This window comes from Variovorax sp. TLI9-5A (genome assembly GCF_056867935.1).
Window position 1 is genome coordinate 5,422,879 of the sequence record NZ_CP200310.1, and the last position, 17,074, is coordinate 5,439,952.

General features: G+C 68.9%; 14 protein-coding genes. 12 read left to right on the top strand and 2 right to left on the bottom strand.

Annotated features, from left to right (window positions below; all coding sequences use genetic code 11):
• Window position 1: 1 nt before the first annotated feature.
• From AC1VNX_RS25820 to AC1VNX_RS25835, 4 genes are all read left to right on the top strand, one after another.
• On the top strand, window positions 2-751 hold the full coding sequence (locus tag AC1VNX_RS25820; RefSeq protein ID WP_483160461.1) for an ABC transporter ATP-binding protein: 750 nt from the start codon (window positions 2-4) through the stop codon (window positions 749-751).
• On the top strand, window positions 748-2,010 hold the full coding sequence (locus AC1VNX_RS25825; protein ID WP_483160462.1) for an ABC transporter permease: 1,263 nt from the start codon (window positions 748-750) through the stop codon (window positions 2,008-2,010). The genes AC1VNX_RS25820 and AC1VNX_RS25825 overlap by 4 nt, the downstream gene beginning before the upstream one ends.
• 3 nt (window positions 2,011-2,013) lie before the next feature.
• Complete coding sequence (locus AC1VNX_RS25830) at window positions 2,014-2,652, top strand: DUF3299 domain-containing protein (protein WP_483160463.1); 639 nt, start codon at window positions 2,014-2,016, stop codon at window positions 2,650-2,652.
• Window positions 2,653-2,813: 161 nt separating this feature from the next.
• Entirely contained in the window at window positions 2,814-4,868 is a 2,055-nt protein-coding gene (locus tag AC1VNX_RS25835) for a DUF3300 domain-containing protein (protein WP_483160464.1), read from the top strand.
• Between the two features lie 42 nt (window positions 4,869-4,910).
• Here AC1VNX_RS25835 and AC1VNX_RS25840 read toward each other — a convergent pair whose 3' ends face one another.
• Both AC1VNX_RS25840 and AC1VNX_RS25845 read right to left on the bottom strand, forming a co-directional pair.
• On the bottom strand, window positions 4,911-6,191 hold the full coding sequence (locus AC1VNX_RS25840) for a M20/M25/M40 family metallo-hydrolase (RefSeq protein ID WP_483160465.1): 1,281 nt from the start codon (window positions 6,189-6,191) through the stop codon (window positions 4,911-4,913).
• 240 nt (window positions 6,192-6,431) lie between these two features.
• On the bottom strand, window positions 6,432-7,148 hold the full coding sequence (locus AC1VNX_RS25845; protein WP_483160466.1) for a helix-turn-helix domain-containing protein: 717 nt from the start codon (window positions 7,146-7,148) through the stop codon (window positions 6,432-6,434).
• Window positions 7,149-7,350: 202 nt separating this feature from the next.
• On the opposite strand from AC1VNX_RS25845, the gene AC1VNX_RS25850 reads away from it, so the two are divergent.
• From AC1VNX_RS25850 to AC1VNX_RS25885, 8 genes are read left to right on the top strand one after another with little or no spacing between them, the layout of a single operon-like run.
• A complete protein-coding gene (locus AC1VNX_RS25850; RefSeq protein WP_483160467.1) occupies window positions 7,351-8,508 on the top strand; it encodes an NAD(P)/FAD-dependent oxidoreductase in 1,158 nt (385 codons plus the stop codon).
• A gap of 51 nt (window positions 8,509-8,559) precedes the next feature.
• Window positions 8,560-10,011, top strand: a complete 1,452-nt coding sequence (locus tag AC1VNX_RS25855) for a M81 family metallopeptidase (RefSeq protein ID WP_483160468.1) — start codon at window positions 8,560-8,562, stop codon at window positions 10,009-10,011.
• Between the two features lie 60 nt (window positions 10,012-10,071).
• A complete protein-coding gene (locus AC1VNX_RS25860) occupies window positions 10,072-11,664 on the top strand; it encodes an ABC transporter substrate-binding protein (RefSeq protein WP_483160469.1) in 1,593 nt (530 codons plus the stop codon).
• An 18-nt stretch (window positions 11,665-11,682) separates the two neighbouring features.
• A complete protein-coding gene (locus AC1VNX_RS25865) occupies window positions 11,683-12,618 on the top strand; it encodes an ABC transporter permease (RefSeq protein ID WP_483160470.1) in 936 nt (311 codons plus the stop codon).
• Window positions 12,619-12,627: 9 nt separating this feature from the next.
• Window positions 12,628-13,548, top strand: coding sequence for an ABC transporter permease (locus tag AC1VNX_RS25870; protein WP_483160471.1), 921 nt, complete (start codon window positions 12,628-12,630; stop codon window positions 13,546-13,548).
• 13 nt (window positions 13,549-13,561) lie between these two features.
• Window positions 13,562-14,602 (top strand): ABC transporter ATP-binding protein, encoded by a 1,041-nt coding sequence (locus AC1VNX_RS25875; RefSeq protein WP_483160472.1) that lies wholly within the window; start codon window positions 13,562-13,564, stop codon window positions 14,600-14,602.
• Window positions 14,599-15,591 carry an ABC transporter ATP-binding protein gene (locus tag AC1VNX_RS25880; protein ID WP_483160473.1) on the top strand — a complete coding sequence of 331 codons (993 nt, stop codon included), beginning with the start codon at window positions 14,599-14,601 and terminating at the stop codon, window positions 15,589-15,591. The genes AC1VNX_RS25875 and AC1VNX_RS25880 overlap by 4 nt, the downstream gene beginning before the upstream one ends.
• A gap of 16 nt (window positions 15,592-15,607) precedes the next feature.
• A complete protein-coding gene (locus AC1VNX_RS25885) occupies window positions 15,608-17,068 on the top strand; it encodes an N-acyl-D-amino-acid deacylase family protein (protein WP_483160474.1) in 1,461 nt (486 codons plus the stop codon).
• Window positions 17,069-17,074 lie beyond the last annotated feature (6 nt).

The following is a 17,074-nucleotide window of genomic DNA, read 5'->3' on the forward strand; positions in this document are numbered from 1 at the left end:
CGTGAGCGCCCATCCCCAGGCGGAGGCCTCCTCGGCCCTGCGCGTCGTGCTCGCGGCCGAGGCGCTGCGCTTCACATGGCCCAGCGGCAAGGCGCCCTGCATCGACATCGAGGCCTTTCGCATCACGGCCGGCGAATCGGTGTTCCTGCATGGGCCCAGCGGCTGCGGCAAGAGCACGCTGCTCTCGCTGCTGGCCGGCGTGCTGGTGGCCGACGAAGGCCGCGTCACGCTGCTGGGCCACGACTGGTCGAAGCTCTCGGGCACCCAGCGCGACCGCAGCCGCGTGGCGCACGTGGGCTACATCTTCCAGCAGTTCAATCTTCTGCCGTACCTGAGCGTGATCGACAACGTGCTGCTGCCCTGCCGCTTCTCGCAGCGACGCGAGACCAATGCATCGCGCAGCGGCAGCTCGCGCGGCGAGGCCGAGCACCTGCTCGACCAGATGGGCCTGGACCGCAACCTGTGGAAGCGCCAGGCGCTGCAGCTCTCCGTGGGCCAGCAGCAGCGCGTGGCCGCCGCGCGCGCGCTCATCGGCCAGCCCGAGGTAGTGATCGCCGACGAACCCACTTCCGCTCTCGACGAGGACCGGCGCGAAGCTTTCCTCGACGTGCTGCTGACGGCCTGCGCCGAGCATCACAGCGCGCTCGTGTTCGTGAGCCACGACCAGCGCATCGCACAACGCTTCGCGCGGCATGTGCTGCTGCCCGAGATCAACCGCGCCGCCACCAGCGCGATGGCGGTGGACGCATGAAGGCACTTTTCTCCATTGCATGGCGCAGCGCATGGAACCGGCGCTTCACGCTCGCGCTGACCGTGTTCTCCATCGCGCTCTCCACATTCCTGCTGCTGGGCGTGGAACGCATCCGCACCGAGCTGCGCGAGAACTTCGCATCCTCCGTCTCGGGCACCGACCTGATCGTTGGCGCGCGCACCGGCTCCACGCAGCTGCTGCTGTACTCGGTGTTCCGCATCGGCGCGGCCACCAACAACATCTCGTGGAAGAGCGTGCAGGCGCTCGCGGCGCATCCTGGCGTCGACTGGGTGGTGCCGCTGTCGCTGGGCGATTCGCATCGCGGCTTCGCGGTGCTGGCCACCTCCACCGACTACTTCACGCACTTTCGCTACGGCGACAGGCAGACGCTGAAGCTGCGTGAGGGCAAGCCCTTCAGCGAGCTGTTCGACGCGGTGGTGGGCGCCGAGGTGGCCGACAAGCTCGGCTACCACGTGGGCCAGAAGATCACGCTCGCGCACGGCAGCGGCGAGCTCAACGTGGCAGAGCATGCGGACAAGCCCTTCACCGTGGTCGGGGTGCTCGCGCGCACCGGCACGCCGGTCGACCGCACGGTGCACATCGGCCTCGCGGCCATGGAAGCGATCCACCTCGAATGGGTGGGCGGCGCGCCGATGCCGGGCGTGCACATCTCGCCCGAGCAGGTGCGCAAGTTCGACCTCACGCCCAAGAACGTGACGGCCGTGCTGGTAGGCCTGAAGAACCGTGCGGCCGTGTTCGGCGTGCAGCGCTGGATCTCGACCTACACCGGCGAGCCGCTGATGGCCATCCTGCCCGGCGTGGCGCTCGACGAACTCTGGAGCGTGATCGGCGTCGGCGAGAACGCGCTGCTGCTGATGTCGGCGCTGGTGGCGCTCGTGAGCCTCGCGGGGCTGGTGTCGGTGGTGATGGCGGGGCTCAACGAACGCCGCCGCGAGCTCGCGGTGCTGCGTGCCGTGGGTGCAGGCCTGCGCCATGTGCTGGCGCTGCTCGCGCTCGAAGGCGCGATGGTCACCGTGCTGGGCGTGGCCTTCGGCCTTGTGATGGCGGTACTGGGCATCGCCCTGCTCTCGCCATGGCTGCAGTCGCAGTTCGGGCTGACACTGAGCCTCTCAGAACCTACACTGAACGAATGGCTGCTGATGGCAAGCCTGCTGGTCGCCGGATGGCTGGCAAGCCTCCTGCCCGGCATTCGCGCCTATCGACTCTCCCTTGCAGACGGCCTCTCGCCGAGGATTTGAACCATGCCCTTCACACACGCGACCTCCACGAGCAAAGCTTTCATGCGGCTTTCAATGCTGATCGCCGGTGCCGGCCTTGCCGCCGCCGCATGGGCCGCGGAGCCCGCGCCCAAGGACACCACCGCCACCAACCCGCTTGGCGGCAAGGCGGCGGCACCGGCAGCCGCCAAGGCCACGCCGGGCCAGCCGCGCCAGATCACCTGGGAAGAGCTGGTGCCCAAGGACTGGGACCCGGCCAAGGAGTTCAAGGGCATGGACCTGAGCGCGCTCGACGACGGCGACCCGCGCGCCAACGAGCTGCTCATGAAGATGCAGGAGGTGTCGAACAACGCACCGACCAACCCCGCGATGAACGGCACCGAGATCAAGATCCCGGGCTTCATCGTGCCGCTGGAAGAAGCCAAGGGCGAGGTCACCGAGTTCCTGCTGGTGCCCTACTTCGGCGCCTGCATCCACACGCCGCCGCCGCCGGCCAACCAGATCCTGCACGTGGTGCCGCAGAAGGGCGCCAAGTTCCGCGCGATGGACACCGTGTGGGTCACCGGCAAGCTGCAGACGCTGCGCAACGACTCGATGATGGGCGTGAGCGGCTACCACGTGAGCGCGGCCACCGTCACCAAGTACACCGGCGGCTCGAAGTAGAAGGCCGCGGCCTCCGCGCCGTGTGGTTCTGCGCCGACAGGCTTGACGGCACGGAACCGACACAGACCGTTGCATCCGCGGCGCAAGCTCTGTCATCGCTTGATGCCGAGTTCCGTTGAAGAAGTCCGGGTATGCCCCCGGGCGTCTTCATGGAAATCCAGATGACAAAAAACTTCTCTACCGCCCCGCGGCTGTTGACGATCTCGCTGTGCATCGGTGCCCTCGTCCTCGCAGGCTGCGACAAGGCTCCCACCAATACCCCCGCCCCTCTCGCTTCGACGCAGGACCCGGCGGGCTCCATCCCGCCGCCGTCGGTACCGCAGACGCAGCAGCAGCCTCCAGCCGCCGCTCCCGTGCAGGCCTCCTACACGCCGCCCAGCGCCGAGCAGCTCTACCAGATGGTCGCGCCCATCGCGCTGTACCCCGACAAGCTGGTCGCGCAGATTCTTGCCGGCGCCACCTATCCCGACCAGATCACCGCGGCGCACGAATGGCTCGCGCAGAACCGCAACCTCAAGGCCGGTCCGCTGGCCGACGCGGCCAACCAGCAGCCCTGGGACCCGAGTGTGAAGTCGCTCACCGCATTCCGCCCCGTCATCGACCAGATGGCCGGCAACATCCCGTGGACCCAGGCGCTGGGGCAGGCCTACTACAACGACCCGGCCGACGTGATGAACGCGATCCAGGTCATGCGCCAGCGCGCCGCGAAGGCCGGCCGCCTCAAGAACAACGACAAGATGCGCGTGGTCACCGCCGCGCCGCCGCCGAACTACGCACCCGCGCCCGACGTGCAGCCCGTGTACGCCGGCCCGGCCGTGATCGAGGCGCCGCAGGAGTTCATCACCATCGAGCCCGTGCAGCCCGACGTGGTGTACGTGCCCGCCTACGATCCGCAGGTGATCTACGGCGAGCCACAGCCGGTGTATCCGGGCTATGCCTACGCACCGCCAGTCCAGGTGGTGTCGTCGCCGGGCTACAGCGGCGGCCAAGTGCTGGCCGCTGGTGCGCTCGCCTTCGGCGCGGGCGTGATCGTGGGCGCCGCGCTCGAGCGCCACGACTGGGGCTGGCATTCGTGGAACATGAACTGGGGCGCACCGCGCTGGCGCGACCGGGGCCCCGCCCCGCAGCCGGCCTTCGCGCGGCCCGCCGTGGTCTACAACAACAGCACCTACATCTCGCGCTCGACCACGGTGGTCAACAACGTGCGCAACGTCAACGTCTACAACAACAATGCGGGACCGCGCGGCGTGCTGCCGCCGGGAGCGCCGCCCAACTTCGCGGCGGGCCCGGCCGCCGCGCAGCAGTTGCAGCAACAGCAGCAACAACAGCAGCGGGCCCTCTTCGCCCAACAACAGGCGCAACAACAGCAGCAACAGCAGCAACAGCAACGCCTTCAGCAGCAGGCCGCGCTCGCGCAACAGCAGCAACAGCAACAGGCACGCGCTCAACAGCAAGCCCAGCAGCGGCAACAGGAGCAGGTGCAGCGCCAGCAGGTCATGCAGCAACAGCAGGCCCAGAACCAGGCCCGCCAGCAGCAGCAACAACAGACGGCGCAGCAGGAGCAGATGCGGCGCCAACAACAGGCTCAACAGCAAGCCCAGCAGCAGCAGCAGGCGCGCGAGCAACAGGCACGTCAGGCTCGCGGCCTGATCCAGCCTCAACAGCAACAACAAGCCCAGCAACAGGCACAGCTCGCGCAGCAGCGCCAGCAACAGCAGGCCGCACAGGAGCAACGGCGCCAGCAGCAGGCCCAGCTGGAACAATCACGCAGCCAGCAGAACCAGCAGGAACAGATGCGCCGCCAGCAGCAGGCCGATCAGCAAGCACGCGCGCAGCAGCAGGCGCAGCGGCAACAGGAGCAGGTCCAGCGCCAGCAGGCAATGCAGCAACAGCAGGCTCAGAACCAGGCCCGCCAACAGCAGATGGCGCAGCAGGAGCAGATGCACCGTCAGCAACAGGCCCAGCAGCAGGCTCAGCAGCAACAGGCCGCGCGCATGCAGCAACAGCAGCAACAACAACTGCAGGCCATGCAACAGCAGCGTCAGCAGCAGATGCAACAACAGCAAGCCCGCGCACAGCAACAGGCGCAGCAGCAGCAACAACAGGCCCAACAGCAACAGCAACAGCAACAGCAACAGCAGCGCATGGCTGCAGCGGCGGCCGCCGCGCGGCAGCACCAGCCACGCCGCCCCGGCGAACCCGACCGGCCGCAGTAGCGCGCCCGCGCCGCCGCGTGCCGGCGGCGCTTTCCCTCACCCTCAGTTCTTGCCGATCTCGGTCAGCAGCCGCGTCACGAGATAGATGCGCGGCACGATCGAGTCGACTTCGATGTACTCGTCTCGCGCGTGGTAGCCGAAGCCCGCGAGGCCGAAGCTCTCCACCACCGTGGCCTTGCCCGAGCGGCCAGCGTAGCCCGCGTCGGTGCCGCCGCCGGTCATGGGCGTCAACACGAGCTCGCGGTCGATTTCCTTGTAGATGGCCTGCGCCTTCTCGGCCAGCGCGCGGCCCTTGTCGCCCGCGATGAAGGCCGGGCGGCCCACTTCCACCTTCACCGTGGCCTCGGTGTCGGGAATCAGCTTGCCCGACGCGATCTTCGCCTGCAGCGCCTCGGCAAGCTTCTTCTCGGCGCCGGGCTGCGTGATGCGGATGTCGCCCTGCGCCTGCGCCTTCTCGGTGATCTGGTTGAGCGGCCCGGTGGCGCGCGCCACGGTCCAGTTGAGCGTGGCGCCAGGAATGTCCTTGGCGAGGTCCTTGGTCTGCAGCATCTGGTACGAGAGCTCGTACAGCGCATTGCGACCCAGCTCTGGCGCGGCGCCCGCGTGCGACGCGCGGCCCTTCACCTCGAGCGTGGCGGTGGCGATGCCGGCCGCGCCGAGCAGCAGCGACTCGCCCTTGACCACCGACTTCGCCGCCGTCGGCTCGAAGGACAACACCGTGTCGTGCTGGTCGGCCGTGGTCGCGATCAGCTCGCCGGAGCCGAGCGAGCCCACCTCCTCGTCGGGGTTCATCAGCACGGTCAGCGTGTCGTAGTCGCGCCAGCCGGCGTCGGCCAGGATCTTCAGCGAAGCCAGCATGACCGCGAGGCCGCCCTTGTCGTCGGCGATGCCGGGACCGTAGATGCGGTTGCCGTCGACTTTGTAGGGCTGGCTGCCGAGGATGCCCGGCGCGTACACCGTGTCCATGTGGCCCTGCAGCATGATCTTGCGCTTGCCCGTGCCCTTGAGCGTGCCGATCACGATGTCGGCGCCCGCGCCGGCCGTCGCCTTGCGGCGTTCGGTCTTGAAGCCGGCCGCCTTCAGGCGCCCTTCCACCACGTCGGCCATCTTGAGCAGGCCATCGACATTGAGGCTGCCCGATTCGATCAACACCATCTCCTTGAGGTTGTCGATCACCGCGGGCTGTGCCTTCTCGGCGGCGGCGAGCAGCTTCGCGTCGGGCGCGGCATGGGCGGCAGCGGCGCCGAGCACGAGGCCGCAGGCCAGTGCAACGCAACGCAGGGGAAGAACGGACGAGGACAAGGAGCGCAGGCGCATGGTCATGAGGGTTCTCTTTTCATGTAGTGATTCGCGGGCGCCAGCATAGCGGCGCGGCGCACTCCGGAAAACCCAACCCGCTCATCGCCTGCGGGCTGCGATGAAGGCCCGCTTCACTGCCCTTTCCCCTATGGGCGCGGCTGTCGGCGGCAAGAACCTCGAAGCCAGCGCCATCGACATGCCCGCCCGGCCCTGTCGCGCAGAAGACAGCTGAAGGGCGCCAAGCGGATCGCTTGCCGCCGCCAGTCAAACCTTGCCGCCGCGCCCAACCTTCTTCGCGACGGCAGCCGGCTTGCGTGCAGGCTTCAGCGCAGGCGCCTCGCGCGCCGACTGCATGTGCCCGCTCTCGCCGATGGTCATGCCCACGATGCGCGCAAGCTGGCGGCTCACGCTGATGTAGGCGTGGCCCAGGCGGCTGTCGAAGTACAGCGAATCGCCCTTGGCCATGTGCACCACCTCGCCGTTGTCGAAGTGCACCTCGATCTCGCCCGACAGCACATAGGCGAACTCCTCGCCGCCGTGCCGCACGAAGTCTTCCGGGCCGTGGATCCTGCGCGCATGCACCGTGCCGACGATGGGGCTCATCTGCTTGCCCGCCGCGGTGGTGCCGAGGAACTCGTAGGCGATGGAAAGCCCCTTGTAGACCACGCCCTTGCCCGCGCGCGTGACCACCGGCCCGTCGAGCTGCGCGGGCTTGACGCCGGCGCCCGCGAACATGGCGTTCATGTCCATGTCCAGCGCGCGGCCCAGCGCCGTGAAGTTCTCGTAGCCCAGCGCGAGCTGGCCGCGCTCGGCGCGCGAGATGGTGGTGATCGACACGCCCGAGCGCTCGGCCAGCTGCGCCAGCGTCCAGCCGAAGCGCTTGCGCGCGGTGCGCAGGCGGTTGCCGAAGGTGGCGCGGTCCAGCGTGGGCGGCTCGTCCCTGGGCTTCGTGCCCGTCTTGGTCCCTGTGTGTGGATTCACGCTTGGCTTTCTCTTGTGGTGCCGGAGATTCTGCCAGCCGGGGCGCGCGCCATCCATGCCGACCCGCGTGACTCAGGCGCGGAAGTTGCGTATACGCAAATTGCGTGAACGCAAATTTCACCAGCACGGTGCATCATGGTTTCCCCTTGGCACCTCTGAATCAATTTGCGTATCCGCAAATTTCTTCCTACACTTTTCGCCGATGACTTCCAGCACTGCAGAGCCCGTCGTGGCTGACTTCCTCGTGATCGGCGGCGGCATCGCCGGGGCCTCGGTGGCCCATTGGCTCGCGCCGCACGCCCGCGTGATCCTTCTCGAACGCGAATCGCAGCCGGGCTACCACTCCACCGGCCGATCCGCCGCCCTCTTCATGGAAAGCTACGGCACCGCGCAGGTGCGCGCCCTCACCATGGCGAGCCGCGCCTTCCTCGAACATCCGCCCGAAGGCTTCAGCGAGCACCCGCTACTCACGCCGCGCGGCGCGATGATGGTCGCGGGCGCCGACCACATGGCCGAGCTCGAAGCCCACTGGCAGGTGCTGCGCGACATGAACACCGGCGCCTCGCGCCTGAGCGGCGAAGAGGCGCGCGAGATGGTGCCGGCCTTGCGCCCCGAGCAGGTGCAAGGCGCCGTCTACGAGCCTGATGCGTCCGACATGGACGTGCATGCCATCCACCAGGGCTATCTGCGCGGCATGCGGCGCGCGGGCGGCAAGCTGGTGTGCGATGCGGGCGTGACGGCCATTCAACGTGTGGGCGACCGCTGGCGAGTGGAAGCCGGCGGCGCGGTCTACGAAGCGCCCGTGGTTCTCAACGCCGCCGGCGCATGGGTCGACACCATCGCGCGCATGGCCGGCGTGCCGCCGCTGGGCATCGAGCCGCGCCGGCGCTCGGCGTTCATCTTCGCGCCACCCGATGGCCAGAGCGTGGCGCACTGGCCCATGGTGTTCGGCGCCGACGAGGGCTGGTACATCAAGCCCGACGCCGGCATGCTGCTCGGCTCTCCGGCCAATGCCGATCCGGTCGAGCCGCAGGACGTGCAGCCCGAGGAGATGGACATCGCCATCGCCATGCACCGCATCGAGGAGGCGACCACGCTCGCCATCCGCCGCCCCACGCGCACCTGGGCCGGCCTGCGTTCCTTCGTGGCCGACGGCGATCTCGTCGGCGGCTTCGAGCCCGGCGTGCCCGGCTTCTTCTGGGTGGCCGCGCAGGGCGGCTACGGCATCCAGACATCGGCCGCCATGGGCGAGGCCTGCGCCGCGCTGGCGCGCGGGCTGCCGCTGCCGGAGCGCATCGCCTCCTTCGGGCTCACGGCGGAAATGCTGGGCCCGCAGCGGCTGCGCGCGGCCGCGGGCTGAGGCCGCCCCGCCCCCGACAACAAACACAAACCCACCCCACGAGGTCCGACCATGCGCGTCTTCAGTGCTTCCCTTGCCACCGAAACCAACACCTTCGGCCCGATGCCGACGGGCCTCGCCTCCTTCAAGGACCGCGGCTACTTCCCCGCCGGCAAGCACCCCGAGGCGATGACGCTGTTCTCGGGCCCGCTGTGGGCCGCACGCATGCGCGGCGCCGACAAGGGCTGGACGCTGTTCGAAGGCATGGTGGCCGGCGCGCAGCCCAGCGGCACGACCACGCGCCACGCCTACGAGACGCTGCGCGACGAGTTGCTCGACGACCTGCGCGCGGTGCTGCCGGTCGACATGGTGCTGCTCGGCCTGCATGGCGCGATGGTGGCCGACGGCTACGACGACTGCGAGGGCGACCTGCTGGCGCGCGTGCGGCAGATCGTCGGGCCCGACGTGGTGATCGGCGCGGAGCTCGACCCGCACAACCACCTCACGCCGGAGATGATCTCCAACGCGAACGTGATGATCTCCTTCAAGGAGTACCCGCACACCGACGTGCTCGAGCGCGGGCTGGAGCTGGTCGACATCTGCGCCGCCACGGTCGAGGGCAAGGTGCGGCCGGTGCCCGCGGTGGTCGACTGCGACATGATCGTCACCGTCCATACTTCGCGCCAGCCGGCGCGCGGCTTCGTCGAGCGCATGCAGTCGCTCGAGGGCAAGGACGGCGTGCTCTCGATCTCGCTCACGCACGGCTTCTCGTGGGGCGACGTGCCCGAGATGGGCACCAAGGTGCTGGTCTACACCGACGGCGACAAGGCCCAGGCCGACCTGCTGGCGCGCCAGCTCGCCGACGAGGTCATCGCCATGCGCGACGGTCTCACCGTCAACTACCCAGGCATCGATGCATCGCTGGACGAGGCCCTGGCCTTCGACGGCGGGCCAGTGGTGATCTCCGACGGCGCCGACAACCCCGGCGGCGGCGCGGCCAGCGACTCCACCTTCATCCTGCGCCGCATGGTCGAGCGCGGCATCACCAATGCGGCGCTGGGCCCGCTGTGGGACCCGATCGCGGTGCGCATCGCCTTCGACGCGGGCGTGGGCGCGAAGCTGCCGATGCGCCTCGGCGGCAAGATCAGCCCGCTGTCGGGCGACCCGCTCGACCTCGAATGCACCGTGAAGGCGCTCAAGCACGACCTGGTGATGACCGGCCTGGCCGGCACGCCCACGCTGATGGGCGACAGCGCGCTGGTCGAGGCCAACGGCATCGAGATCGTGCTGATCACGCTGCGCAACCAGGCGATGGGCACCGACCTTTTCACGCAGCTGGGCTGCGACCTGGCGGCGAAGAAGATCATCGTCGTGAAGTCGTCGCAGCACTTCTACGCGTCGTACTCCAAGGTGGCGAAGCACGTCATCTACGCGGGCGCGCCGGGCGCCGTGACGCTCGACCTGAACACGCTGCCCTACCGCAAGGCCCGCCTGCCCAAGTGGCCGATCGGCGTCGCGGCCTGAGCCTTTCCTTCTCTCTCCTTTCTCTTTTTTCTGCTGCCTGCCCTCACCGGAGAACCGACGATGAAACGACGGACGCTTGGCGCTCTCGCCGCCCTGGCCCTTTCCACCGCCTTCGCGGCGAGCCTTCCCGCGCATGCCCAGACGCCGCAGCCCAAGACGCTGAAGGTGGTGGCGCATGCCGACCTGAAGATCCTCGACCCGACCTTCACCACCGCCTACATCTCGCGCAACTTCGGCTACATGGTCTACGACACGCTCTTCGCGCAGGACGCGAACGGCAAGCCGCAGCCGCAGATGGTGGAGAAGTACACCGCCTCGAAGGACGGCAAGCAGTGGAGCTTCACGCTGCGCCCCAACCTCAAGTTCTCCGACGGCAGCGCCGTCACCTCGGCCGACGCGGTCGCCTCGCTGCAGCGCTGGGCCGCACGCGACAGCCTGGGCCGCGCCATGACGGCCAGCGGCGCCGAGTGGAAGGCCGCCGACGCGCGCAGCTTCACGCTCACGCTCAACGAACCCTTCGGCATGGTTCTCGACGCGCTGGCCAAGCCCTCGGGCTTTCCGCCGGTGGTGCTGCCCGAGCGGCTGGCGAAGATGCCGGCCACCGCGCCGCTGACCGAGGTGCTGGGCTCCGGCCCCTTCATCTTCAAGCGCGACGAATGGGTGCCGGGCAACAAGGCGGTGTTCGTGCGCAACCCCAACTACGTGGCGCGCAGCGAGCCGCCCAGCGGCCTGGCCGGCAGCAAGAAGAGCAGCTTCGAGCGCGTCGAGTGGCTCTACCTGCCCGACGCCAACAGCGCGGTGGCGGCCCTCAAGCGCGGCGAAGTCGACATCATCGAGCAGCTGCCGCCCGACTACATCGCGCCGTTGCGCACCGACACGGGCGTGAAGATCGGCTCCGGCGGCGCCTACCAGGGCTTCCTGGTGATGAACCAGCTGCATCCGCCCTTCAACAACCCGAAGGTGCGCCAGGCGCTGCTGCAGGCCGTGAGCCAGGAGCGCTTCATGGCGGCCATGGGCTTCCCGCTCGACATGCGCATGGCCTACTGCGCCACCTATTTCATCTGCGGCAGCCCCAACGACACCGCGGCCGGCGCCGAGCCCTACCGCAAGGCCGACGTCGCCAAGGCCAAGAAGATGCTCGCCGACGCCGGCTACAAGGGCGAGAAGGTGGTGCTGCTGGTGCCCAGCGACGTGCCCTACCTGAACGCCGAGGCGCTGATGGCCGCGCAGACGATGAAGAGCATCGGCCTGAACGTCGACGCCCAGACCATGGACTGGGCTTCCATCGGCGCGCGCCGCGCCAAGCGCGATGCTGGCGATGCCGGCGGCTGGAACATGTACGTCACCGTGGCCGGCGAGTTCGACGCCAACTCGCCCATCAGCAACGCCTACCTGAGCGCGGCCTGCGGCAACACCCTGCCCGGCTGGCCCTGCGACAAGCAGCTCGACGAGCTGCGCACCGCGTGGCTGAAGGAAACCGTGCCCGCCAAGCGCAAGGAACTGCTCGACGCGTTCCAGGCCCGTGCGTATGAAGCAGTGCCGTACATCAATGCGGGCCAGTACTCGGCCGCCTTCGCCGCGCGCACCAGCCTGAAGGGGCTGGACAAGCTCTGGTCCGGCATGCCGACGGTCTGGGCGCTCGACAGGCAATAGGGATTCGGAGGCACCGCCATGGGCTACCTCATTCGACGCTTCATCGCGACCCTGCCCGTCATGGCGGTGGTGGCCGTGGTGGTGTTCCTGCTGATCCACCTGTCGCCGGGCGACCCGGCCGCGCTCATCGCGGGCGACCTCGCCACCACGGAAGACATCGAGAAGCTGCGCGCCGCGCTCGGCCTGAACCTGCCGCTGTGGCAGCAGTTCGGGCTGTGGATCGGCAAGCTCTTCACCGGCGACCTGGGCACCTCGATCTTCACGCAGATGCCGGTCACGCAGCTGCTGGGGCAGCGCCTGGAGCCCACGGTGTCGATCGCGGCGCTGACCATGCTCATCACGCTGGTGGTGTCGGTGCCTCTGGGCACGCTCGCGGCCTACCGCGCGGGCAGCTGGATCGACCGGCTGGTGATGCTGTTTGCGGTTCTGGCCTTCTCGGTGCCGGTGTTCCTCGTGGGCTACCTGCTGGTCTACAGCTTCGCGATCCAGCTACCGTGGTTTCCGGTGCAGGGCTACGTGCGCTTCGCCGAAGGCCCGGGCGATTGGCTGCGCTCGCTGGTGCTGCCCTGCGTGAACCTTGCGCTGGTCTACATCGCGCTGGTGACGCGCATGACGCGCGCCACCGTGCTCGAGGTGCTGCACGAGGACTACATCCGCACCGCCCGCGCCAAGGGCCTGGGCGTACTGCCGGTGCTGGGGCATGCGCTGCGCAACGCGGCCATTCCCATCGCCACCACCGTGGGCGCGGGCATCGCGCTGCTGATCGGCGGCGTGGTGGTCACCGAGACGGTGTTCGCCATTCCCGGCGTGGGCCGGCTGGTGATCGACTCGGTGCAGCGCCACGACTACCCGGTGATCCAGAGCGTGCTGCTGCTGTCGGCGGGCGTGTACGTGCTGATCAACCTGCTGATCGACCTGAGCTACCGCCTGTTCGATCCGCGAATCCAGTACTGAAACCGCTCCATGTCCACCGTACTACCCATGAGCGACATCGACGTGCCCGCGACGCCCGCCACCGCTGAAGTCGCGCCGCCGGTCGAGGCGCCTTTCGTTGCGCCGCGCTTGCGCTGGCTGCGCAAGCACCCGACGCTGATCGTCGGCGCGCTGCTGCTGATCGCGGTGGCGGCCCTTTCCATCGCCGCGCCGTGGATCGCCACGCACGACCCGCAGGACATCGATCCGCTCGCGCGCATGCAGCTGCCCTCGGCCGAGCACTGGTTCGGCACCGACGCGCTGGGCCGCGACGTGTTCAGCCGCGCCGTGTGGGGCGGGCGGGTGTCGATGATCGTGGGCGCCTCGGTGGCGCTGCTGGCCACCTTCTTCGGCGTCACGCTCGGGCTGGTGGCGGGCTTCGTGCGCTGGGCGGACGGGCCGATCATGCGGGTGATGGACGGGCTCATGGCCATCCCGGGCATCCTGCTGGCCATCGCGCTGATGGCGGTCACGCGCGCCAGCCTGACTACGGTGATCATCGCCATCACGGTGCCGGAGATTCCGCGCGTGGTGCGGCTGGTGCGCTCGCTGGCGTTGACGCTGCGCGAGCAGCTCTTCGTGGAGGCCGCGCACGCGGTGGGCACGCGCCTTCCGGTGATCCTGGTGCGCCACGTGCTGCCGAACACCGTGGCGCCGCTGATCGTGCAGGCCACCTTCGTTGCGGCCGCCGCCGTGCTGACGGAGGCGGCCCTGTCCTTCCTCGGCGTGGGCGTGCCTTCGCAGACGCCGAGCTGGGGAAACATGATGGCCGAGGGCCGCAACTTCGTGGCGGTGGCGTTCCACATCATCCTGTACCCGGGCCTGCTGCTGGCGGCCACGGTGCTGGCCATCAACCTGCTGGGCGACGGCCTGCGCGACGCGCTGGACCCGCGCCTGGCACGGCAACTGTGAAGGACGGCAGGCCATGACGATCCCCATGTCCCACACCGCGCTCGCACCCGGCGAGCCGCTGCTCGAAGTCGACAACCTGCGCACGCACTTCCACACGCTGGCGGGCGTGGTGCGGTCGGTCGACGGTGTTTCCTACACGGTGCGCGCTGGCCGCACGCTCGGCGTGGTCGGCGAGTCGGGCTGCGGCAAGAGCGTCACCGCGCTGTCGATCCTGCGGCTGGTGCCCACGCCGCCGGGCCGGCACATGGGCGCCGTTCGCCTGCGCGGCACCGATCTGATGCGGCTGAGCGAGCGCGAGATGCGGCAGATCCGCGGCAACCGCATCTCGATGATCTTCCAGGAGCCGATGACGTCGCTGAACCCGGTGCTCACCGTGGGTCGGCAGATCGCCGAGACGGTGCAGCTGCACCAGAAGGCCAGCCGCGCCGACGCGATGAAGCGCGCGGTCGAGATGCTGCGCGTGGTGCAGATCCCCGAGCCCGAGCGCCGCGTGAACGAGTACCCGCACCAGCTCTCGGGCGGCATGCGCCAGCGCGTGATGATCGCGCTGGCCCTGGCCTGCAACCCCGAGGTGCTGATCGCCGACGAGCCGACGACCGCGCTGGACGTGACCATCCAGGCGCAGATCCTCGACCTCATCAAGCGGCTGCAGAAGGAGCTGGGCATGGGCGTGGTGATGATCACGCACGACCTTGGCGTGGTGGCCGAGAGCTGCGACCGCGTGGTGGTCATGTATGCCGGCAAGAAAGTGGAAGAAGCCGACGTGATCGACCTGTTCGACCGTCCGCTGCATCCCTACACCCGCGCGCTGATGGCCTCGATGCCCGCGATGAACACCGCGAGCACGCGGCTCACCGAGATTCCGGGGCTGGTGCCGGCCGCGCACGAGCTGGGCCGGGGCTGCGCCTTCGCCGCGCGCTGCAGCCATGCGCGCGAACGCTGCCGGGTCGAGACGCCGAAGCTCGTGGCGCAGGGCGGCGACCACGTGGCGGCCTGCTTCGCGGTCGAGGAACACTGGAACCAACACGCCGGCGCCGAGGAGATGGCCACATGACGACCGCTGCTGCAACGCCACTGCTGCAGGTGCGCAACCTGCGCAAGCACTACACCACGCCCAAACGCTGGCTGCGGCCGGCCCGGCCGGCGATCCAGGCGGTGGACGGCGTTTCCTTCTCGGTCGCGCGCGGCGAGACGCTATCGCTGGTGGGCGAATCAGGCTGCGGCAAGACGACCACGGCCAAGTCGGTGATGCGGCTGGTCGAGCCGACCTCGGGCTCGGTGCAGCTCGAAGGCCGGGAGCTGCTGTCGCTCTCGGCCGAGGACATGCGCATGCGCCGGCGCGACCTGCAGATCATCTTCCAGGACCCGTATGCGTCGCTGAACCCGCGCCTGACGGCCGGAGACATCGTGGCGGAACCGCTGCGCAACTTCGGCATGGGCGCGGCCGCCGAGCGGCGCGAACGCGTGCAGTGGCTGTTCTCGCGCGTGGGGCTGCGACCGGAGGCGGCGAAGAAGTTTCCGCACGAGTTCTCGGGCGGGCAGCGCCAGCGCCTGGGCATCGCGCGGGCGCTGGCGCTGAACCCGAAGCTGATCGTGTGCGACGAGCCCGTGTCGGCGCTCGACGTGTCGGTTCAGGCGCAGGTGGTCAACCTGCTGATGGACCTGCAGGCCGAATTCGGCATCGCCTACCTCTTCGTGGCACACGACCTCGCGGTGGTTCGGCACATCAGCCATCGGGTGGCGGTGATGTACCTCGGCCACATCGTGGAGATCGCCGACCGCGACACGCTGTTCTCGGTGCCGCTGCATCCGTACACCGAAATTCTGCTGTCGGCCGTGCCGGTGCCCAACCCGCGCACGCCGGCGCGGCGCATGCTGCTGCAGGGCGATCCGCCGAGCCCGGCGAACCCGCCTTCGGGCTGCCGCTTCCACACCCGCTGCCCGATGGCGCAGGCCGTGTGCAAGGAGAAGGCGCCCGAGCTGGGCGAGCGGCCGTCGTCGTCCGCGAACGGAAGCCATCTGGTCGCCTGCCATTTCCGCTGAAGAAAGGATTTCTCCCGTGTCCGAAAAGCCACCTCACTACGAACTTCTGATCCGCGGCGGCACCGTGATCGACGGCACCAAGGCGCCGCGATTCGATGCCGACATCGGCATCGTGGGCGATCGCATCGTCGCCATCGGCAAGCTCGCGGGCCATACGGCGGACCAGACGATCGACGCCACCGGCCGCATCGTCGCGCCGGGCTTCATCGACTCGCACACGCACGACGACCAGGCTGTGCTGTCGCAGGCGCAGATGCCCTTCAAGGTGTCGCAGGGCGTGACCACGGTGGTGGCGGGCAACTGCGGCATCAGCGCCGCACCGCTGCGCGCCGACATGGACCTGCCCATGCCGCTGAGCCTGCTCGATTCGCCCGCCGAGGGCCGCTTCACCAGCTTCGCCGCGTACCTCGACGCGCTGCGCGCGACGCCATCGTCGGTCAACGTCGCTGCGATGGTGGGCCATTCGACCCTGCGCGCCGTGGCCATGGCCGACCTCGACCGGCCCGCGAACGAGGCCGAGATCAAGGCCATGCAGGCGATGGTCGAGGAAGCGATGCAGGCCGGCGCCATCGGCCTTTCGACCGGCACCTTCTACCCGCCCGCGGTGAAGGCGACGACCGAGGAGATCATCGAGGTCGGCCGCCCGCTCAGCGCGCGCAAGGCGCTGTACGTGACGCACATGCGCGACGAAAGCGATCACGTGATCGAGTCGCTGGAGGAAACCTTCCACATCGGCCGCGCGCTGGGCATTCCGGTGGTGGTGTCGCACCACAAGGTGCAGAACACGCGCAACTTCGGCAAGACGAAGGTGACGCTGCCCTTCATCCAGGAGGCGATGAAGCACCAGTGCATCGGGCTCGACTGCTACCCGTACACCGCAGGCTCCACCATGATCCGCACCGACCGCGGGATGATGGAAGGCCGCGTGCTCATCGCCTCGAGCGTGCCGCACCCCGAATGCGCGGGCCGCGACCTGAAGGACATCGCGGCCGGATGGGGCGTGTCTGGCGAGGAGGCGGCCAGGCGGCTGCAGCCCGGCAGCGCCATCTATTTCATGATGGACGAGGACGACGTGCAGCGCATCCTCGCCTTCGACGAGACCATGATCGGCTCCGACGGCATTCCGCTGGGCGACAAGCCGCATCCTCGCCTGTGGGGCACCTTCCCGCGCGTGCTGGGGCACTACAGCCGCGACGTGGGGCTTTTCCCGCTGGAGACGGCGGTATGGAAGATGACTGGGCTGACGGCGCGCAACTTCGGCCTGCACGAACGCGGCACGCTGAAGCCGGGCCACCACGCCGACGTGGTGATCTTCGATGCCGCGACGGTGCGCGACACCGCGAACTACGAATCGCCGATGCAGCCGGCCGAAGGCATCGACGCAGTGATCGTGAATGGAGCCCTCACGTGGCGCAACGGGGCGCACTGCGGGGTGCGCAACGGGCAGGTGATCACGCGGCGCCAGACGACTGCGTGAGGGCGG